Source organism: Pseudomonas rustica, assembly GCF_018336155.1.
Taxonomy (GTDB): domain Bacteria; phylum Pseudomonadota; class Gammaproteobacteria; order Pseudomonadales; family Pseudomonadaceae; genus Aquipseudomonas; species Aquipseudomonas rustica.
Window position 1 is genome coordinate 80,408 of record NZ_JAGYHF010000004.1, and the last position, 21,084, is coordinate 101,491.

Sequence of the window (21,084 nt, forward strand, 5' to 3'; positions counted from 1 at the left end):
CGATTCACTGCTGAATGATATGAGCCTTATGAATATCGCCACCGTCGACCTCAATCTGCTGAAAGTCTTTGAAGCCCTGCATGAAGAGTCCAGCGCCAGCCGCGCCGCGCTGCGTCTGGGCGTGACGCAATCGGCGGTCAGTGCAGCGTTACGGCGTTTGCGCGATGTGTATGGCGATCAATTGTTCGTGCGCACCGGTCGCGGTCTGGCGCCAACGCTGAAAGCCAATCAGCTGAAACCGGTGGTCAGCGAGGCGCTGAACAAGTGTCGGCAGAGTCTGACGATGGTCGACCCGACCACGCAGCAGTACGAGGGGCGCTCGGTGACGGTGGGGCTGTCGGATGATTTCGAGATCGCTTACGGCCGGCGCCTGATCGAGGAAATTGCCCGCAGCGCGCCGAAGTTGCGCCTGATCTTCCGCCAGACCCACAGCCAGATCGTCGCCCGCGATCTGATGGAGCGCAGCATCGATCTGGCAATCACCGCCGGCGGTTTTGCCGAGCGACTGCTCAGTCGTCAGGTGCTGGGCGAAGGCGGTTACGCGTGCCTGGTCGATCCGGCGAGCCTGGCGACCGGTCAGCAGCAGATCGACCTACAAGAATTTGTAGCGCGCGAGCACTTGCTGGTGTCGTCCGGGGGATTTATCGGGATTACCGATGAGGGGTTGGCGGCGCTGGGTTTGAGTCGTCGGGTCTGCGCCTCGACCACGCATTTTGCCGCGCTGCCTTATCTGCTCAAGGGCAGCCAGGCAGTGGCGACCATTCCGACGCACGCTGCCGAGAGTATCGCTGCGATCAGCGGGCTGACATTGCTGCCCTGCCCGCTGCCGTTGCCGCGCTATCCGATCGAACTCGGCTGGCGCACCAGCACACAGATCGATCCAGTGGTGGTGAAGGTTCGCGAGGCGATTGCCGCCACGTTCACACCGGGCTGAGGCGTTACTTGTTCGCCGCCATCAGGCGATTGACTTCACTGCGCACCATGTTGGCGAATTCCGGCGGCGACATCGTGTCCAGTTCCGAGCGTACCCATTCCGCCCATTTGCCTTTGCGCTTGCCGCGCTCGCCGAACAAACGCGCGGCTTCGCCTTTGGCTTTGCCCAGATTGTTCTGCCAGAGTTCGAACAGACGGGATTTCTCGTCCTCGAGCGCCGCGCGCTCAGCGAGGGATTTGTCGGCCAGATTGAAACTCATGGGGATTTATCCTGCTGCGTAAAATGGCGACATCTTACACGCTCGGCGGAAATCTCCTGCGCAGGTTTTGCCTGTTGATCTACATTCAGTGCAACTTTTCGCGCACCGTCGCACTCCATTGATCACGTCCATTCAACTGCAAGGAGTCACCCAATGGCCCGGAAATCCGCCGTGCAAGCCGCCCAGGATCAAATCAAGGATCAAGCCTTCAGTGAGCTTCAGGCGTTGATCGAAGAATCCGACAAACTGCTGAAGAACAGCGCTTCACTGGTTGGCGAGGAAGCGGAAACCCTGCGCGGGCAAATCGCCCAGAAATTGCAGCAGGCACTGGAATCGGTGTCGAGCGTGCGCGACCGTACCAAGCCAGCGGTAGACGCCACCGAAAGCTACATCGGCGGCCATCCATGGCAGACCGTGGCCATCTCGGCCGGTTTTGGTCTGGTGGTGGGGTTGCTGCTCGGTCGTCGTTGATTTTTCTGCGCGATTAAAGCGAATGCCAGTCAGTTCTGCTGACTGGCATTTTTTTGTGTGGATGCTCACTAGGTGCAAGGCTTTGAACCGAGGTGATGCCTTCGCGAGCAAGCTCGCTCCCACATTGGATCTATGTCGTACGCGAAACCCCTCTGGGAGCGGGCTTGCTCGCGAAGGGGCCCGATCAGACAACGCAAATGTCAGACCGATAGCAGCTCATCAATATGCCGATACTCAGCCTCTAACCCTGCCGCCAATTCCCGCGCCCGCCCCAACCGAATCGGCCCGCGCTCGATATCGATCAACAGCCCCGGACACGCCAGCGCCGGCAATCCCGTCCACGCTTTCAACCGCCCATCCGTGACCACCAGCAAGCGCTGCTGCTCGGCCGGAAAACGCTTGCGTCGAACCGTCAGCCATTGCTGCGCCTGTGCCAACGCCGCCACCAACGGCGTGCCACCGCCGGCGCCCAAAGCATCAAGCCAAACGCGCAAGCCACTGGACGCCTTCAACCCCTGCACCTGCCACTTCGGCGCCGAGCCGCTGGCCGTCAGCAACGCCAACCGCGCGCGTTGGCGATAAGCATCATCGAACAGTTGCGCGAGCAGACCTTTGGCATCGCTCAAGGCCTGATGCCGGCGGGTAGACGCCGAGGCATCGACGATCACCAGCCACAGCTCATGCGGCGTGCGGGTGCGCAGTTGAAACAATAAATCGGCACGGGTTTGCGGGCGGCCGTTGAGCAGCGTCGCCGGCCAGTTCACCGAACCGCTGCGAGCGGCGTGACGCTTGCCTTGCCGACCGTTATCCAGCCGACCAGCACGGGGTCTGGCATTCGCCCCCGCGTCGGATCGGGGGCGAATGCCTAAAGCTTTTTTGGCCAGCTCGGTACTTCGCGGCGAGCACCGGTGGCGAGGGCCGGCGCGGGCATGTCGCCCCACTGCCCCTGCCCTTCGCTTGGTTCGGATTGTGCGTTGCTCGGCGATTGCGGTGGTTGTTGCGGACTCAACGCGGTCTGCTCGCGACGGCGATGGCGCAGTGCGAATTCAGCAACGGCGTCGATATCCGCTTCGCTGATTGCCTCTGCACCGCGCCATGCCGCGTGCGCCCGAGCGGCGCGCAGCCACACCAGATCCGCGCGCAATCCATCGACGCCGGCAGCGAAGCAACGCTCAGTGATCTGCGCCAGTGCGGCGTCGTCCAGCGGGATGTTGGCCAATGCACTTCGTGCATTTTCGCAACGCTCGCGCAGGGCTTGTTGCTGGGTTTCCCACTGCGCGCAAAACCCTTGCGGATCGCTGTCGAAATCCAGCCGACGCCGAATGATTTGCCCGCGCTCGGTCGGCGCGGTGTGGCCGCTGAGGGCGACGTTCAAACCGAAACGGTCGAGCAATTGTGGACGCAACTCGCCCTCTTCCGGGTTCATCGTGCCGATCAACACAAACCGCGCCGAGTGGCGATGGGAAATGCCGTCGCGCTCGATCAGGTTGGTGCCGCTGGCGGCGACGTCGAGCAGCAGATCGACGAGGTGATCGGGCAGCAGATTGACCTCATCGACGTAAAGCACACCGCCGTCGGCCTTGGCCAAAACGCCGGGAGAGAATTGCGCGCGGCCATCACTGAGGGCCGCGTCGAGGTCGAGGGTGCCGACCAAGCGTTCCTCGGTGGCGCCCAGCGGCAAGGTGACGAACTGGCCGCTGGCGAGCAGATCGGCGAGGCCACGGGCCAGGGTCGATTTGGCCATGCCGCGCGGGCCTTCGATGAGCACGCCGCCGATTTTCGGGTCGATGGCGGTGAGGCACAGGGCGAGTTTCAAGTCATCGGCGCCGACCACGGCGGAGAGGGGGAAATGCGGGGTGTCGGTCATCGTCATTACTCGGTCATGGTCGGTGAAATGCTTTCAAACTGTGGGAGCGGGCTTGCTCGCGAAGGCGGTGTGTCATTCAACGCATTGGTGTCTGATACGACGCTTTCGCGAGCAAGCCCGCTCCCACATTTGGAATGGGTTGTGTCAGGTGTCTTCTTCTATGTCCAACAGGAGATTCTCCAGCGCTTCTTTATAAGCCCCCGGCTCCTGCCACATCCCGCGCTGCTGCGCCTCTAGCATCCGTTCGGTCATATCACGCAGCGCATGCGGATTATGCTCACGGACAAAATCCCGCGTCGCCGGATCGAGCAAATATGCATCCGCCAGCAACGCGTACTGGTGATCATCGATCAACTGCGTCGTCGCATCAAACGCGAACAGGTTGTCGACCGTCGCCGCCAATTCAAACGCGCCTTTGTAGCCGTGGCGCTTGACCCCGTCGATCCATTTCGGATTGGCTGCCCGCGAGCGAATCACCCGGTTCAGCTCTTCCTTCAAGGTGCGGATTTTCGGCAGATCCGGCTGGCTGTGATCTCCGTGATAACTGGCCGCCGCTTCGCCGCGCAACGTTTCGACGGCGGCGAGCATGCCGCCCTGGAATTGGTAGTAGTCGTTGGAATCGAGCAAGTCGTGCTCGCGATTGTCCTGATTCTGCAGCACCGCTTGCACCTGGCTCAGGCGCTGGACGAACTGTTCGCGGGCGGCGGTGCCTTCGTCGGAACCGCCGTAAGCGTAAGCGCCCCAGTTCAGATAAACCTCGGCGAGATCGTCGCGGCTCTGCCACAAACGACCGTCAATGGCGCCCTGCACGCCCGCGCCGTAGGCACCGGGTTTGGCGCCGAAAATCCGCCAACCGGCCTGACGTCTTGCGGTGTCTTCGTCGACGCCCGATTGCAGCAGCGCCTCGCGTTCGGCGCGGACTTTCGCGGCCAATGGGTTGAGGTCGTCCGGCTCATCCAGCGCGGCAACGGCTTGCACGGCGGCGTCGAACAGGCGAATCAGGTTGGCGAAGGCATCGCGGAAGAATCCGGAGACGCGCAGGGTGACGTCGACACGCGGGCGGTCGAGCAGGCTCAGCGGCAGAATCTCGAAATCGTCGACACGCTGACTGCCCGTCGCCCACACCGGGCGCACGCCCATCAGCGCCATGGCCTGAGCGATGTCGTCACCGCCGGTGCGCATGGTCGCGGTGCCCCACACGGAGAGGCCGAGTTGGCGCAAGTGATCGCCGTGGTCTTGCAGGTGGCGTTCGAGGATCAACGTGGCCGACTGGAAACCGATGCGCCACGCAGTGGTGGTGGGCAGGTTGCGCACGTCGACCGAGTAGAAATTGCGCCCGGTGGGCAGGACGTCGAGGCGGCCACGGCTCGGTGCGCCGCTGGGGCCGGCGGGGACGAAGCGGCCGCTGAGGGCGTCGAGCAGGCCACGCATTTCGGCGGGGCCGCAGGCGTCGAGGCGTGGGGCGACGACTTCGCGCAAGTTGTCGATGATTGCGCAGACCTCCGCCCAACGCGGTTCCTGTGGGAGTGAGCCTGCTCGCGATAGCGGTGTGTCAGTAAAATCAATGTTGGCTGACACTCCGCTATCGCGAGCAGGCTCACTCCTACAGGGGGTTTGTAGTGTTTCGGAGATTAGGGTTGTGGCGAAGATTTCCAGGCGTTCGCGGGTGTCGCCGGCGGTGCGCCAGGATTCGTCGCTTTGCGATTGCAGCGCTTCGGGACGCGGGCCTGTCCATGGCTCGGCCAACGCACAATCGAGTGGATCGAAACCCAGTTCGAACGCTTTGGCGAGTGCTCGCAATAGACTCGATTGCGCGCCTTTGCCGTCACCTCGTGGAATCCGCAGCAACGCCAACAAGGTATCAATGCGCAAGCGCCCCGTCGGCGATTCGCCAAAAATGTGCAGACCATCGCGAATCTGCGATTCCTTCAGATCACACAAATACGTGTCCAGACGCGGCAACCAGATCGCCGCATCGGCGTCACTGTCCAGCCCGGCATCCAGCTGCAATTCACGATCAATCTGCGTGTCGCGCACCAGTTGCAGAATGTCGCGCTGCAACTCACGGGCGCGGCGCGGGTCAAGCAGTTGCGCTTCGTAATATTCGTCGGCCAACAGTTCCAGATTGCGCAGCGGCCCGTAGGTTTCGGCGCGGGTCAGCGGCGGCATCAAGTGGTCGATGATCACCGCTTGCGTGCGCCGTTTGGCCTGGGCGCCCTCGCCCGGATCGTTGACGATAAACGGATAGATATTCGGCAGCGGCCCGAGCAACGCATCCGGCCAGCAGTTTTCCGAGAGGCCGACGCCTTTGCCCGGCAGCCATTCGAGGTTGCCGTGCTTGCCGACGTGGATCACGCTGTGCGCGCCGTAGGTGTTGCGCAGCCAGAAATAGAACGCCAGATAGCCGTGCGGCGGCACCAGATCTGGATCGTGATAAACCGCGCTCGGATCAACCTGATAACCGCGCGCAGGTTGAATGCCGACGAAGGTCAGGCCGAAGCGCAGACCGGCAATCATCATGCGGCCGTCGCGGCACATCGGATCGTTTTGTGGCGATCCCCAGCGCTCAATTACCGCCGCGCGATTCGCATCCGGCAGCGCATTGAACATCGCTAAATAAGCGTCCATCGCCAGACTTTGCTGGCACGGGCGCAGGTCAATCGTGTCGAGATCGTTGCTGACGCCACCGAGCAATTGCTGGATCAACTCGGTGCCGCTGCCCGGCAATTCTGACGAGATCGGATAACCCTCGGCCTGCAACGCGCGAAGAATATTCAGCGCCGCCGCCGGGGTGTCGAGGCCGACGCCATTGCCGATGCGGCCATCGCGCGTCGGGTAGTTGGCGAGAATCAACGCGATGCGTTTTTCAGCGTTCGGCACCCGCGCCAGATCGATCCAGCGCCGCGCCAGTTCAGCGACAAAATCCATGCGCTCAGGTTGCGCGCGGTAGCAGACCACATCGGACTGACTGCGCTCGCTGCGCCACGCCAGATCCTTGAAGCTGATCGGCCGGCTGATGATGCGCCCGTCGAGTTCCGGCAAGGCAATGTGCATCGCCAGATCACGCGGGCCGAGGCCTTGCTCGCTGTCGCGCCAACCGGGCTCGTTGTCCTGCGCGCAGATCGCCTGAATCACCGGAATGTTGCGGCGAAACGGCCGCAGGTGCGGCGCTTCGGGGCTGGACTGGGCGAAACCGGTGGTGTTCAAAATCACCCCCGCCTCGACTTCATCCAGCCAATCCTCGACCACCGCCAAGCAGCCGGGTTCTTTCAAACTGGCCACCGCAATCGGCAGCGGATTAAGCCCCGCTGCCTGCAAGCGTTGGCAGAAAACATCGATGAACGCGGTGTTCGCCGCTTGCAAATGCGAGCGGTAAAACAACACCGCTGCGACCGGTTGCTCAGGCCGCCATTCGGCTTGCCAGTCACTCAGTGCAGCGGTGTTTTTAGTCGGGTGGTAAATCGCCGTGCGCGGCAGGGTTTGCGGCTCATCCCATGCGTAATCGCGGGCGAGCCAACGGTTGGCCATGCAACGAAAGAAATCCAGTGCATTGCTTAGGCCGCCCTGACGCAGGAACTGCCAGAGGCGGTCGCGATCCTCGGCATTAACGGTGCTCAAGTCGCTGAGCTCCGGATCGGGACGATCATCGCCCGGCACCAGAATCACCTGCACGCCGCGTTCGGCCAACTCGACCAGACGCTCGACGCCATACCGCCAATAGGCGATGCCGCCGTGCAGCGAAATCAAAATCACCTTGGCGTGGCGCAGCACCTCATCGACGTACAAATCGACCGAGGCGTGATTCTGCACCTGCATCGGATTGGCCAGACGCAGGCTCGGATAATCCTCGGGCAACTGCTGCGCAGCCTCGGCGAGCAGCGCCAGACTGGAGTCGCCGCTGCACAGGATCACCAGCTCGGCGGGGGTTTGGCCAAGGTCGGCAATGTTGTCATCCGAGACGAAACCGCCGGGCTGAGTCCTGAGCAGGTGCATGGTTTTAAACGCTGAGCGCGGCGCGAAGTTGCGCTTCGAGTTGCGCCGCGTCGAGTTCCTGACCGATCAACACCAGACGCGTGACGCGCGCTTCATCGGCGCCCCACTGACGGTCGAAATGCTTGTCGAAACGCGTGCCCACGCCCTGAATTAACAGACGCATTGGCTTGTTCGGAATCGCCGCGAAACCTTTGACACGGAGGATGCCGTGCTTCACCACCAGTTGCGTCAGGGCGTCGAGCAGCAGACTTTCGTCGGCTTGCGGCAGTTCGATGGAGATCGAATCGAAAGCGTCGTGATCGTGGTCATCGTGGTCGTCATCGCCTTCACCGTGGTGGTGATCGTGATGGCTGTGGCGGCTGTCGATGTGCTCTTCGGAACTGGCGCCGAGACCGATCAACACGTCGAGCGGCACACGACCGTTGCTGGCTTCGATGATTTTCACCGCCGGTGGCAGCTCTTCGGAGACTTCAGCGCGAACGCGAGCCAGATCTTCCGGGCTGGTCTGGTCGGCCTTGTTGAGGATGACGAGGTCGGCGCTGGCCAGTTGGTCGGCGAACAGTTCGTGCAGCGGCGATTCGTGATCGAGGTTCGGGTCGAGTTTACGCTGGGCGTCGACCTGATCCGGGAACGCAGCAAAGGTGCCAGCGGCTACGGCCGGGCTGTCGACCACGGTGATCACCGCATCAACGGTGCAGGCGCTGCGGATTTCCGGCCACTGGAAGGCTTGCACCAGTGGTTTTGGCAGGGCCAGACCCGACGTTTCGATGAGGATATGGTCGAGGTCGCCGCGACGGGCAACCAGTTCGCGCATCACCGGAAAGAATTCTTCCTGAACGGTGCAGCACAGGCAGCCGTTGGCCAGTTCGTACACGCGGCCAACCGCTTCTTCTTCGCTGCAGCCGATTGTGCATTGCTTGAGGATTTCACCGTCGATGCCCAACTCGCCAAACTCGTTGACGATCACCGCGATGCGCCGGCCCTGCGCGTTGTCGAGCATGTGCCGCAGCAGCGTGGTCTTGCCCGAGCCGAGGAAGCCGGTGACGATGGTGACGGGGAGTTTGGCCAGTGTTTTCATCGGTATGCCCTTTGGCAAGCGGCGGGCATACGGGACGAGAACCGGCAACGCGCGTGCGTGCCCGGAGAGTTCGCCACCGGATCACCCCGCCCGGTTGAAATTGAGAATCTGTGACGAGGCAGGTCTCCTGGCTGACGGCGTTCAGGCGCGGGGCCTGGCGTTGGCTGCGCCTTCCCGCTGGCTCATGGGTTGAGCTGGCAGTGGCGTGGCAGCGGACAGCGCCGTTCACAGTTGCGGGGGCAGCCGCGGCATTGACCGCGTTCCCTTCTTAGCTTCGGCGTGGGCCGAAGAACCTCGAATGCGCAAGGCTACGCATCGGGTGGTGACCGGTCAATGTTTGGATTGGGGGTATATCCGTTGCTGCGGGTGTTGCTGATTAGGGTTCCGCCCTTACGGCGGGTCACTTTTTCCAAACGCCGAAAAAGTAACCAAAAAGGCTTCCCCCGGCGTACGGCACTTCGCTGAGGCTCAGTGTTCCCTCGCTACGGTGTCCATCCGGGGACATCGCCTACGGTTTGCTGCGCTGCACCTCCTCTCGATGTGTGCGGCTACGCCGCACGGCGCTACGCGCCTGATCCCCGGATGGACACCTACACTTGGCCTGCCGAAGGGGCTTGAGATCAAAAGCCAGATCAAGATCAAAGGCCCCTCACCCTAGCCCTCTCCCGGAGGGAGAGGGGACTGATTGCGTGGATTGGAAGAGTTACGCCGACGTGGAATACCAAGTCGAACACACATTTTGAAAAGCCCACCAATCGGCTCCCTCTCCCTCGGGAGAGGGCTGGGGTGAGGGGCAGCAACAACACAAATCAAAAGCCGTGCGCCCCCCGCTCCTCACCACTCAATAGGCCGAGTGTCAGCTCGCCTGCTCTTGATCTTGACTCACCGGCCCGTCGGCAGGCTGAGCGGAGGGATTGATCCGGGGATGGGAGCGCAGCGACCGTTTGGCGCAGCCAAACACAGCGAGAGGAGGTGCAGCGAAGCAAACCGTAGGCGCTGAACCCCGGATCAATCCCGGAGCGAAGGAACCCGAGCCACAGCGAGGGCCGAACGTCAGGGCACAGACCTTTTGGTTACTTTTGGGGCGTTTGCCAAAAGTGACCCGCCGTAAGGGCGGAACCCTAACCAGCCACACCCGCAGCAACGGATCCACCCCAAAAAATTGACTAAAAACCCAACCCCATGCTCTCCTACACAACTTGTTACGGGTGCCCTTCACAGGGTGAAACGGGAAACCGGTGAATCATGTGCTTTACTCAAGCCATGTCAGTCCGGTGCTGCCCCCGCAACGGTAAGCGAGCGAAGCGTCAAAACCACTGTGCCCAAAAGCATGGGAAGGAGACGCTTGCAGGTCGGCCTGACGCCAACCCCTCGTGAGCCCGGAGACCGGCCCTTAACACACAGCGCGCACCTCGTGCGCAGCTGAACATAACAAACCCGCGGTGGGCGGGCGCTGTTCGAACCTCTGCGAGCCCGACCCGCAGGGGTTTTCATGCGCTCAAATCACCCACTGACACTCCAGAGGGAAGCGCCATGTCGATCATCAGCAGCACCGGCAGCAACACGGACAAAATCGCCAGCACCGTCACACTGAGCCAACGCCTGACCGCCGCGATCTTCGCGTCGATCCTCGGCGCCGGCCTGGTCTACTTCGCCGGCTTCTCGCACATCGAAGCGGTACACAACGCCGCCCACGATACCCGCCACAGCGCCGCGTTCCCGTGCCACTGAGACCTGCCGACATGATCAAGCGTATTGCGCAAACCGCAGGTTTTACCGGGCTTCTGGCCGCCCTGCTCCTCACCCTGCTGCAAAGCTTCTGGGTCTCGCCGCTGATTCTTCAAGCGGAAACTTTCGAAAAATCCGAACCCGTCGCCGTGCATGAACACGCCGAAAGCGCCATGGCCGGCCACACCCACGACGCCGAAGCCTGGGAGCCGGAGCCCGGCTGGCAGCGCGTGGTTTCGACCACCGGTGGCAATCTGGTCGTCGCCGTCGGTTTCGCCCTGATGCTCGCCGGTCTCTACACCCTCCGTGCGCCCACCAAAACTTCGCAAGGCCTGCTCTGGGGTCTGGCCGGTTACGCCACGTTTGTCCTCGCGCCGACCTTGGGTCTGCCACCAGAACTGCCGGGCACCGCCGCTGCTGATCTGGCTTCGCGACAGATGTGGTGGATCGGCACGGCCGCGTCGACCGCTGTCGGCCTGTCGTTGATCGCGTTCAGCCGTCACTGGCTGATGAAAGTTCTCGGTGTGGCGATCCTCGCCGTGCCGCACGTGATCGGCGCGCCGCAGCCGGAAGTGCATTCGATGCTCGCTCCTGAAGCATTGGAAGCGCAGTTCAAAATCGCTTCGCAGCTGACCAACGTCGCGTTCTGGCTGGCCTTGGGCCTGATCAGCGCCTGGTTGTTCCGCCGCAAAAGCGATGGCCAATACCACGCATGACGAATGACAGCGCAGCGCCGACCTTCGTGGTCGGCCTGGGTTGCCAGCGCGGCTGCCCCGTCAGTACGCTGCGCGCGTTACTTGATCAGGCGTTACAGGCGCATCGCATCGAGTTGCAAGCGATCAAGGCCTTGGCCAGCATCGACCTGAAGCGCGACGAGCCCGGTTTACAGGAACTCGCCGCGCAACTGGCGCTGCCGCTGCTGTACTTCAGCAGCGAAGAACTGGCCAGTTATCAGGAACGCCTCAGCCACCGTTCCGACATCGCTTACGAACGCACCGGTTGCTACGGCGTCGCCGAAAGTGCCGCGCTGGCCCTCGCCGAACAGTTGATTCAGGCACCGGCAAAACTGCTGATTTCCCGACAAAAATACGCTCAGGCCACCTTCGCATTGGCCGGCGCTGCGTAAATTCCCGATAATCCCCGCCATTGATCATGAGCAATCTTCATCTGAAGTGTTGGCCATGCCTTTTTTTCACAGGATTTAGCGATGACCGTCTACTTCATCGGCGCCGGCCCCGGCGACCCGGAACTGATCACCGTCAAAGGCCAGCGGCTGATTCGCAGCTGCCCGGTGATCATTTATGCAGGCTCGCTGGTACCGGCGGCAGTGCTGGACGGTCATCAGGCTGAAACAGTGGTCAACAGCGCCGAATTGCATCTGGAACAGATCATCGAACTGATCAAAACCGCGCACGCGAACGGTCAGGATGTGGCGCGGGTGCATTCCGGCGATCCGAGTCTGTATGGCGCGATTGGTGAGCAGATTCGTTATCTGCGCGAGCTGAATATTCCGTTTGAGATCGTTCCCGGCGTGACGGCGACGGCGGCGTGTGCGGCGTTGCTGGGGGCGGAACTGACCCTGCCGGATGTCTCGCAAAGCGTGATTCTGACCCGTTATGCCGATAAAACCGCGATGCCGGTGGGTGAGGAGCTGGGCAGTCTGGCGCAGCATGGGGCGACCATGGCGATTCATCTGGGCGTTAATCATTTGCCGAAGATTCTGCTGGAGTTGCTGCCGCATTACGGCGCGGATTGCCCGATTGCGGTGATTCACCGGGCGACGTGGCCGGATCAGGATTGGGTAGTGGGGACGCTGGCGGACATTGCCGAGAAGGTTGAAGCGAAAGGGTTTCGGCGTACGGCGCTGATTCTGGTCGGGCGGGTGTTGGGGAGTGAGGTGTTTAGCGAGTCATCGTTATATCGCGCGGGGCATGCACACCTTTACAGGCCCTGAAAGCAAAAGATCGCAGCCTTCGCCAGCTCCGACAGGGAAATACATTCCAATGTAGGAGCTGGCGAAGGCTGCGATCTTTTGATTCTGTGGCTTCAGACAATGCATTCATCACGGGAAAATGCATTGCCTGAATTGGAACTGCTGCGCAGTTCATCGGGGATAAATCCCCTCGCCACAGCGCCGTTTTTCTTGTCCGCAGCGAACACCACTCAGTAGTAGGCGTTTTCTTTCTGCGTGTGGTCGGTCACGTCGCGTACGCCTTTCAGCTCCGGAATACGCTCAAGCAAGGTGCGCTCGATGCCTTCCTTCAGGGTCACGTCCGCCTGGCCGCAGCCCTGGCAGCCGCCGCCGAATTGCAGAACGGCGATGCCGTCTTCAACCACATCGATCAGGCTGACCTGACCGCCGTGGCTAGCGAGCCCCGGGTTGATTTCGGTTTGCAGGTAGTAGTTGATGCGCTCGTTGACCGGGCTGTCGGCGTTGACCATCGGCACTTTGGCGTTCGGCGCCTTGATAGTCAGCTGGCCGCCCATACGGTCGGTCGCGTAGTCGACAACGGCGTCATCGAGAAACGCTTCGCTGAAGTGATCGATATACGCGGTGAAGCTTTTCAGCCCCAGCGCGGTGTCTTCAGGTTTTTCTTCGCCCGGCTTGCAGTAGGCAATGCAGGTTTCGGCGTACTGGGTGCCAGGCTGGGTGATGAAGACGCGGATGCCGATGCCCGGGGTGTTCTGCTTGGAGAGCAGATCAGCCAGGTAATCGTGGGCGGCGTCGGTAATGGTAATAGCGGTCATGGAAACTCCTCGCAGGCTTGGGCGCAGTTTACGCCAATCGTTGCGCCGGACAAAGTCCTAGTATTTTTGTCGGGAAAGATTCTCGTCGGGCTCGCCATCGACCCGCGCCTTGAGCCAGCGGTAACTGCGTTTTTCCACCCATTCGTAGCTCAACCACGAACCCACACCGATCGCCAGCGCACAGACGACGAACATCAAATACGGGTTGACCCCATAGCGACGCGCAATGAAACCGCCCGCCGAGAGCACCAGCACGTGCATCAAGTACACCGAATACGAGCAGTCACCGAGCAGTTTCAGCAACCGGCTGCGCTCGACATAACGCTCCAGCGCCATGCACGACATCACCAGCACCGCACTCGGCACGCCCCAATTGAGCAGCCGTGGCGCCGGCACCAAGTGATAAATCGCCAGCAACGCCGCGACAATCCCGGCCAGCGGCAGCCATAAACCGGCGCCGATCCAGCCGCGACGATGGAGCATGCCAATGCCAATCCCCAGCAGAAACTCGTAAACGATGTCCGAGCGATAAAACTCGCTGATCCAGCCAAACCCCGTCCACGCCTGACTCACCGCAAACAGCAGCGCGGCGACCACCAGCAGACGCACCTGCAAGCGAAACAGCAGCGCCCAGGCAAACAGCACGTAGAAGAGCATTTCGTAATTCAGCGTCCAGCCGACATTGAGCGTCGGGTAGATTCCGTAGCCGCCGGGATTTTCAGTCGGGATGAACAGCAAGGACAGCAGGAAATGCCCCCAATCCACGGTTTGATCGGGCAGCAACGGCTGGGCGAACACCACCAATAGCGCCATTAGCGCCGTGTACAGCCAATACGCGGGGACGATGCGAAACAGGCGATAGAGCAGAAACCGCGCGGGGGGCAGCGGCTTATTTTCGGTGGAAAGGAAAATCACCAGACCACTGATGACAAAGAACACATCGACGCCCACCGCGCCTTTGTCGATGAACCACTGCCCAATCGGCCCGCGCGCTTCGAAGTCGAAAAAAATCTGCATGAAATGGTGGCAGACCACCGTCCACGCAGCCAGCGCACGCAGGGCTTGCACTGAAATCAACATCACCGGCTCCCGTCCACACCCTCAAATCCACCACCACCCCAACGTCATCCGAACACTTCGATATGGCGCTGAACTCATGTAGGAGCTGCGGCACGCTGCGATCATTTGATTTTGATTTTCAAGATCAAAAGATCGCAGCGTTCCGCAGCTCCTACAGAGGAATTTTGTGGTGTTGCTTATGCGTGGGACAGCGGGCGGGCCTCAAAAGATCAAAGATTCTCGTACCGATTCATATCGAGCACGCCCTCTTCCACCGGGTCGGTTTCGTGGATGTAGCGGCTCAGATCATGGAAATAGAACCAGAACTGCGGATGACTTCGGCGAATCCCCCAGCGCTCAACGATATTCTCGAATTGCGCCTGATCCCTGGCACTGTCCATGGCATCGACAAACGCCGGCACCTGATCAGCCGGGATATTGAAGATGAAATTCGGATAGCTGCTCAGTACGCCGGGATAGATCGTCAACGTGTCCAGCCCTGGCTGATAACGCAGCGATTCTCCGGTGAGGAACGCCACGTTGCTGTGCGCGCGGTTGCGCAGCAGGCTGTAAACCTCGCGTTTGCCGCTGGCCGTTTCAATGCGCAGCATGGTCGCTTCCGGCAACTGGTCGATCACCTTCAAACCAGCCGCTGGCCGCGAGGTCAGGCGACTCAGCGCCTGTTCGGCATTTTGCAGCGCCGGGTCGATATTCGGTCGTGAGCAATAAGCGTTGTCGCAACGGTTGATCGGGTCAGGCCGCGCATTCAGGTCGCCGTACCGCGCCAGCAATTGCATGGCGAAGTCGTATTTCGGATCTTTTTCGTTGAGTTTCAGCGCGGTCGGAGTGTCGTCGTCAATCGACTCGTAATCCAGCCACATCTTGAACTGACCACTGCTCTGGTACCAATCGTCGAGGTAATCCTCGCGAGAATCAGCAGGCATCAAGCGCAGGAAGTTCTGCTCGGCGCCGTTGCGGATCAGGTCGAAATACAGGCGGGTTTGCGCCTGATGGGAGACGTTGCCGAACACATCGAAGTTGACCGCCAACTGGTAATAGGTGCGTTCCAGCAACGGATAGTCGAACAACCACATGGTTTGCGGCACTTCGCCGATCAGGCCTTTGGTCACCGAAGCACTGTCGAAGTGGCGGAAGATACTCAGCAGCGCGTTGTCGTTGCCGGCCCACAGCGTCGACCAGCTCGGCGCAGGGACTTCGGCATAGCTGTCGCGGCGCAGGGCCTCGTATTCATTCCGTTTGTCGCGGTAGTTGTGCCACAGGGTCAGCACGCTGCCGACGTCGTCGTTCTGCCCCGGCATCGCCAGCAACGGCGTGGCCTGGCCGCGATAGTTCGGGTCGGTGATGTACAGGTCGTGCTCCGGGGCCTGGAACAGCGCCCAGAAGTTGTCGCGGATCACGTCCGTCGCGATCTGCCCACGGCACACCGGGCCGCGAATAAAGGTGCGGACAAAGTACTCGGCGTTATCGAGCATGAACTGATAACGCGCCTGCGCCGGAATCGCTTCGAACGTAGCGAATGGATTGGCACGGCTGTTCGGCCCATAACCGGGCAAGGCGTTGACCTGCCAGTTGCCGCTGTAAAACAGGCTTTTCACCCGCGCCATTTTCGCCGCGCTCAGCGGGTAGGTGATATGGGTTTTGTGCACGATCACCCCTTGCACCGGCCACAAGCGGTAATAAACCTGTGTGCCCGGATCGTCGTTCGGGCGGCGGGTGGCGATCAGGTCGATCGGCTGGCCGGTCGGCGTACGCGAACGCACCCACTGGAAGAAATGCCCCGGCTCGCCGTCCTTGAAATAAAGGTGCGCGAGGAACAGATGCTCGTACAACCAACGGCCGACCAGGCTTTCGCGGGCGCCGGGAGCGTTGAGGAGGTTTTCCCACTGGACGATTTGCAGGGATTCCTTGGCGCTCGGCGCCAGGCCTTGTTCGTCGATCGGCGCACCGGAGGCGAGCCAACGTTGCAACGTCTGGTATTGCTGATCGGTCAGGCCAGTGACCGCCAGCGGCATGCCCTCTTTCGAGTGAGCACCGGCGTAGCCTTCAAATTCGGCAGGCATTGCGCATTGATTTGCGCGGTTTAACCCCAGAACAATGTCTTCGGGCAACTTGGCGTTAGGCGTCAGCGGCGTCTTGTGCCCCAGCTCCAGCATCCGCGCCATCAGCGCCGCTTGGCTGCCCTGCGCATCGAGTACCGAATAGAAGTCTTTCTGCTGCCAGGCGCGCTTGCCGAAGGCGTCGTAAAACAATCGGGTGGTCGGCGCCGCTTTGGTGCGCTCGCCGTCATACACCGGCATTTTGCTCGCGCCACGGGCCGCGCCTTCGCCACTGCCAAGATTGAGCTGGCAGGCGGAGTCGTAGCACGCATGGCAGGCCACGCACTTCTCGGTGAAGATTGGCTGGATGTCGCGGGTGTAGGAAATAGATGGAGAAATGGCAGGTGCAGCCGCTGGCTCTTGCGCCACGGCGCCCCAGCTGAGAAACAGCAACACAAAACCCATGACGCGGTAAGACATGCTGCTGATCCCGATTTTATAAAAAAACGCCGCGATTCTACATTATGACGTCCGTACCAACATGAGCGATATTCATGCAAAAGCGCCACATGCTCTAAAACCGCACAGGTTTGTTATGATCCCGCTCCTTCGTAATGGTCTTTCCGAGTAGTCCAAATGTCCGATCGCAGCGTCCGCCTTCAAGCTCTCAAGCAAGCTCTCAAAGAGCGCATCCTGATACTCGATGGCGGCATGGGCACGATGATCCAGAGCTATAAGCTCGAAGAGCAGGACTATCGCGGCAAACGCTTCGCCGACTGGCCGAGCGACGTCAAAGGCAACAACGACCTGTTGGTGCTGACCCGCCCTGACGTGATCGGTGGCATCGAAAAAGCCTATCTGGATGCCGGCGCCGACATTCTCGAAACCAACACCTTCAACGCCACACGCATTTCCATGGCCGACTACGGCATGGAAGAACTGGCCTACGAGTTAAACGTAGAAGGCGCACGGCTGGCGCGCAAGATCGCTGACGCCAAGACTGCCGAAAACCCGGAAAAGCCGCGTTTTGTTGCCGGCGTACTCGGCCCGACCAGCCGCACCTGCTCGCTGTCGCCAGACGTCAACAACCCGGGCTATCGCAACGTCACCTTTGATGAACTGGTGGAAAACTACACTGAAGCCACCAAAGGCCTGATCGAGGGCGGCGCCGACCTGATCCTGATCGAAACCATTTTCGACACCCTCAACGCCAAAGCGGCGATCTTCGCTGTGCAAGGCGTGTTCGAAGAGCTGCACATCGAACTGCCGATCATGATTTCCGGCACCATCACCGACGCCTCCGGCCGTACCCTGTCGGGCCAGACCACCGAAGCGTTCTGGAACTCGGTGGCGCACGCCAAGCCAATTTCCGTTGGCCTCAACTGTGCGCTCGGCGCCAGTGAATTGCGTCCGTATCTGGAAGAGCTGTCGAACAAGGCCAGCACCCACGTTTCCGCGCACCCGAACGCCGGCCTGCCGAACGAATTCGGCGAGTACGACGAACTGCCGTCGGAAACCGCCAAGGTCATCGAAGAATTCGCCCAGAGCGGCTTCCTCAACATCGTCGGCGGCTGCTGCGGCACCACCCCGGGGCACATCGAAGCGATCGCCAAAGCCGTCGCCGGTTACGCACCGCGTCAGATTCCGGACATTCCGAAGGCCTGCCGCCTCTCGGGTCTGGAGCCGTTCACCATCGATCGCAGCTCGCTGTTCGTTAACGTCGGCGAGCGCACCAACATCACTGGCTCGGCGAAATTCGCCCGACTGATCCGTGAAGACAACTACACCGAAGCGCTGGAAGTCGCCCTGCAACAGGTCGAGGCCGGCGCGCAGGTGATCGACATCAACATGGACGAAGGGATGCTCGATTCGAAGAAGGCCATGGTGACCTTCCTCAATCTGATCGCCGGTGAACCGGACATCTCGCGCGTACCGATCATGATCGACTCCTCGAAGTGGGAAGTGATCGAAGCCGGCCTGAAGTGCATTCAGGGCAAGGGCATCGTCAACTCGATCAGCATGAAAGAAGGCGTCGAGCAGTTCATCCATCACGCCAAACTGTGCAAGCGCTACGGCGCCGCCGTGGTGGTGATGGCGTTCGACGAAGCCGGCCAGGCCGACACCGAAGCGCGCAAGAAAGAGATCTGCAAACGCTCTTACGACATTCTGGTCAACGAAGTCGGCTTCCCGCCGGAAGACATCATCTTCGACCCGAACATCTTCGCCGTCGCCACCGGTATCGAAGAACACAACAACTACGCTGTGGACTTCATCAATGCTTGTGCCTACATCCGCGACGAGCTGCCGTACGCGCTGACCTCGGGCGGCGTGTCCAACGTTTCGTTCTCGTTCCGGGGCAACAACCCGGTGCGCGAGGCGATTCACTCGGTGTTCCTGCTGTACGCGATCCGCGCGGGCCTGACCATGGGCATCGTCAACGCCGGTCAACTTGAGATCTACGACCAGATCCCGCAAGAACTGCGCGACGCCGTTGAAGACGTGGTGCTCAACCGCACGCCAAACGGCACCGACGCCCTCCTCGCCATTGCCGACAAGTACAAGGGCGACGGCAGCGTCAAGGAAGCCGAGACCGAAGAGTGGCGCAGCTGGGAGGTCAACAAACGTCTGGAGCATGCGCTGGTCAAAGGCATCACCACGCACATCGTTGAAGACACCGAAGAATCGCGTCAGTCATTCGCCCGTCCGATCGAAGTGATCGAAGGCCCGCTGATGTCCGGCATGAACATCGTCGGCGACCTGTTCGGCGCCGGCAAAATGTTCCTCCCGCAAGTGGTGAAATCCGCCCGCGTGATGAAGCAGGCCGTGGCGCACTTGATCCCGTTCATCGAACTGGAAAAAGGTGACAAGCCAGAAGCCAAAGGCAAGATCCTCATGGCCACCGTCAAGGGCGACGTGCATGACATCGGCAAGAACATTGTTGGCGTGGTGCTCGGTTGCAACGGCTACGACATCGTCGACCTCGGCGTGATGGTGCCGGCCGAGAAGATTCTGCAAGTGGCCAAAGAACAGAAGTGCGACATCATCGGTCTGTCCGGTCTGATCACGCCGTCGCTGGATGAAATGGTGCACGTTGCGCGGGAAATGCAGCGTCAGGATTTCCATCTGCCGCTGATGATCGGTGGCGCGACTACCTCCAAAGCGCACACCGCGGTGAAAATCGAGCCGAAGTACAGCAACGATGCCGTGGTCTACGTGACCGACGCTTCCCGCGCGGTCGGCGTGGCGACGCAGTTGCTGTCGAAAGAATTGAAGGCCGGTTTCGTCGAGAAGACCCGTCTGGAATACGTCGATGTACGTGAGCGTACGGCCAACCGCAGCGCCCGCACCGAGCGTTTGAGCTACGCCGCAGCGATCGCCAAGAAGCCGCAGTTTGACTGGGCGACTTATCAGCCTGTCAAACCAACCTTCACTGGCAGCAAGGTTCTGGACAACATCGACCTGAAAGTCCTCGCCGAATACATCGACTGGACGCCGTTCTTTATCTCCTGGGATCTGGCTGGCAAATTCCCGCGCATCCTCGAAGACGAAGTGGTCGGTGAAGCCGCAACTTCGCTGTACAAGGATGCGCAGGAAATGCTCGCCAAACTGATCGACGAGAAGTTGATCAGCGCCCGTGCGGTGTTCGGTTTCTGGCCGGCCAATCAGGTGCATGACGACGACATCGAACTGTACGGCGATGACGGCCAGCCATTGGCCAAACTGCATCACTTGCGCCAGCAGATCATCAAGACCGACGGCAAACCAAACTTCTCATTGGCCGACTTCGTTGCACCGAAAGACAGCGAAGTGACCGACTACGTCGGTGGTTTCATCACCACCGCCGGCATCGGCGCCGAAGAAGTGGCCAAGGCCTATCAGGACGCTGGCGACGACTACAACTCGATCATGGTCAAAGCCCTTGCCGACCGTTTGGCCGAAGCCTGCGCCGAATGGCTGCACCAGCAAGTGCGTAAAGAGCACTGGGGTTATGCCAAGGACGAAACCCTCGACAACGAAGCGCTGATCAAAGAGCAATACAGCGGTATCCGCCCGGCCCCGGGCTACCCGGCCTGCCCGGATCACACCGAGAAAGCCGCGCTGTTTGCCCTGCTTGACCCGGAAGCCGAAGAAATGCGTGCCGGCCGCAGCGGTGTGTTCCTCACCGAACACTACGCGATGTTCCCGGCGGCAGCGGTCAGCGGCTGGTACTTCGCCCATCCGCAGGCGCAGTACTTCGCGGTGGGCAAGGTCGATAAGGATCAGATCGCCAGCTACACCTCGCGCAAAGGTCAGGAACTGAGCGTGACCGAACGCTGGCTGGCGCCAAATCTCGGCTACGACAACTGATCCAGCCCTGACGCAACATCCCCTGTGGGAGCGAGCCTGCTCGCGAATGCGGTCTGTCAGACAACACTTATGTTGAAGCTGATGGCCTCTTCGCGAGCAAGCCCGCTCCCACAGTTCGTTTTGCAGTGTTCTTCAAAGGGTTGGTTATGCTTTTCTGACACACACGACAGACGAGGGATTTATGGACGATCCAGTCGGGAACTGAGCGTGACCGAGCGCTGGCTGGCGCCGAACCTCGGCTACGACAACTGATCCAGCCCTGACGCAACATCCCCTGTGGGAGCGAGCCTGCTCGCGAAAGCGGTCGATCATTCAACATTGATGTTGACCGACATGCCGCCTTCGCGAGCAAGCTCGCTCCCACAGTTCGTTTTGCAGTGTTCTCCAAAGGGTTGGTTATGCTTTTCTGACACACACGACAGACGAGGGATTTATGGACGATCCAGCCAGGAGCTGAGCGTGACCGAGCGTTGGCTGGCGCCGAACCTCGGCTACGACAACTGATCCAGCCCTGACGCAACATCCCCTGTGGGAGCGGGCTTG

The 21,084-nt window shown here is 60.8% G+C and carries 15 protein-coding genes and 2 riboswitches; of the genes, 7 read left to right on the plus strand and 8 right to left on the minus strand.

The window, feature by feature from the left end; genetic code table 11:
- The first annotated feature begins 19 nt into the window (after positions 1 to 19).
- Positions 20 to 934, plus strand: coding sequence for a LysR family transcriptional regulator (locus tag KFS80_RS08355; RefSeq protein ID WP_212544503.1), 915 nt, complete (start codon positions 20 to 22; stop codon positions 932 to 934).
- A 4-nt stretch (positions 935 to 938) separates the two neighbouring features.
- Here the strand turns inward: KFS80_RS08355 and KFS80_RS08360 are convergent, their stop codons facing one another.
- Complete coding sequence (locus tag KFS80_RS08360; RefSeq protein ID WP_053120827.1) at positions 939 to 1,193, minus strand: hypothetical protein; 255 nt, start codon at positions 1,191 to 1,193, stop codon at positions 939 to 941.
- Positions 1,194 to 1,346: 153 nt separating this feature from the next.
- On the opposite strand from KFS80_RS08360, the gene KFS80_RS08365 reads away from it, so the two are divergent.
- On the plus strand, positions 1,347 to 1,664 hold the full coding sequence (locus tag KFS80_RS08365) for an ElaB/YgaM/YqjD family protein (RefSeq protein WP_008088645.1): 318 nt from the start codon (positions 1,347 to 1,349) through the stop codon (positions 1,662 to 1,664).
- 200 nt (positions 1,665 to 1,864) lie between these two features.
- On the opposite strand, the gene KFS80_RS08370 is transcribed toward KFS80_RS08365, so the two are convergent.
- The 4 genes from KFS80_RS08370 to cobW all read right to left on the minus strand — a co-directional run bounded on the left by KFS80_RS08370 (position 1,865) and on the right by cobW (position 8,602).
- Positions 1,865 to 2,548: a vWA domain-containing protein gene (locus KFS80_RS08370; RefSeq protein ID WP_218959244.1), complete on the minus strand. Its 684-nt coding sequence runs from the start codon at positions 2,546 to 2,548 to the stop codon at positions 1,865 to 1,867.
- Positions 2,530 to 3,531 carry a magnesium chelatase ATPase subunit I gene (locus KFS80_RS08375; protein WP_212544733.1) on the minus strand — a complete coding sequence of 334 codons (1,002 nt, stop codon included), beginning with the start codon at positions 3,529 to 3,531 and terminating at the stop codon, positions 2,530 to 2,532. The genes KFS80_RS08370 and KFS80_RS08375 overlap by 19 nt, the downstream gene beginning before the upstream one ends.
- 144 nt (positions 3,532 to 3,675) lie before the next feature.
- Entirely contained in the window at positions 3,676 to 7,524 is a 3,849-nt protein-coding gene (gene cobN, locus KFS80_RS08380; protein ID WP_212544505.1) for a cobaltochelatase subunit CobN, read from the minus strand.
- A gap of 4 nt (positions 7,525 to 7,528) precedes the next feature.
- Complete coding sequence (gene cobW / locus KFS80_RS08385; RefSeq protein ID WP_246541751.1) at positions 7,529 to 8,602, minus strand: cobalamin biosynthesis protein CobW; 1,074 nt, start codon at positions 8,600 to 8,602, stop codon at positions 7,529 to 7,531.
- Positions 8,603 to 8,702: 100 nt separating this feature from the next.
- A riboswitch (cobalamin riboswitch) is annotated at positions 8,703 to 8,914 on the minus strand.
- An 877-nt stretch (positions 8,915 to 9,791) separates the two neighbouring features.
- A riboswitch (cobalamin riboswitch) is annotated at positions 9,792 to 10,011 on the plus strand.
- Between the two features lie 124 nt (positions 10,012 to 10,135).
- Here cobW and KFS80_RS08390 point away from each other — a divergent pair.
- The 4 genes from KFS80_RS08390 to cobM all read left to right on the plus strand — a co-directional run bounded on the left by KFS80_RS08390 (position 10,136) and on the right by cobM (position 12,284).
- Entirely contained in the window at positions 10,136 to 10,333 is a 198-nt protein-coding gene (locus tag KFS80_RS08390; protein WP_212544507.1) for a CbtB domain-containing protein, read from the plus strand.
- A gap of 11 nt (positions 10,334 to 10,344) precedes the next feature.
- A complete protein-coding gene (locus KFS80_RS08395; RefSeq protein WP_212544508.1) occupies positions 10,345 to 11,046 on the plus strand; it encodes a CbtA family protein in 702 nt (233 codons plus the stop codon).
- The gene (locus tag KFS80_RS08400) at positions 11,043 to 11,456 is read left to right on the plus strand and encodes a cobalamin biosynthesis protein (RefSeq protein ID WP_159814777.1); all 414 of its coding nucleotides are present in this window, start codon (positions 11,043 to 11,045) and stop codon (positions 11,454 to 11,456) included. Before KFS80_RS08395 ends, KFS80_RS08400 begins: the two co-directional genes overlap by 4 nt.
- 81 nt (positions 11,457 to 11,537) lie before the next feature.
- Positions 11,538 to 12,284, plus strand: a complete 747-nt coding sequence (gene cobM, locus KFS80_RS08405; protein WP_212544509.1) for a precorrin-4 C(11)-methyltransferase — start codon at positions 11,538 to 11,540, stop codon at positions 12,282 to 12,284.
- Between the two features lie 209 nt (positions 12,285 to 12,493).
- Here the strand turns inward: cobM and nfuA are convergent, their stop codons facing one another.
- From nfuA to KFS80_RS08420, 3 genes are all read right to left on the minus strand, one after another.
- Positions 12,494 to 13,078, minus strand: coding sequence for a Fe-S biogenesis protein NfuA (gene nfuA / locus KFS80_RS08410; protein WP_007912592.1), 585 nt, complete (start codon positions 13,076 to 13,078; stop codon positions 12,494 to 12,496).
- Between the two features lie 57 nt (positions 13,079 to 13,135).
- Positions 13,136 to 14,158: an acyltransferase family protein gene (locus KFS80_RS08415; protein ID WP_212544510.1), complete on the minus strand. Its 1,023-nt coding sequence runs from the start codon at positions 14,156 to 14,158 to the stop codon at positions 13,136 to 13,138.
- Positions 14,159 to 14,367: 209 nt separating this feature from the next.
- Positions 14,368 to 16,674 (minus strand): fatty acid cis/trans isomerase, encoded by a 2,307-nt coding sequence (locus tag KFS80_RS08420; RefSeq protein ID WP_212544511.1) that lies wholly within the window; start codon positions 16,672 to 16,674, stop codon positions 14,368 to 14,370.
- 156 nt (positions 16,675 to 16,830) lie between these two features.
- On the opposite strand from KFS80_RS08420, the gene metH reads away from it, so the two are divergent.
- Positions 16,831 to 20,541 (plus strand): methionine synthase, encoded by a 3,711-nt coding sequence (metH, locus tag KFS80_RS08425; RefSeq protein WP_212544512.1) that lies wholly within the window; start codon positions 16,831 to 16,833, stop codon positions 20,539 to 20,541.
- The last annotated feature ends 543 nt before the right edge of the window (positions 20,542 to 21,084 follow it).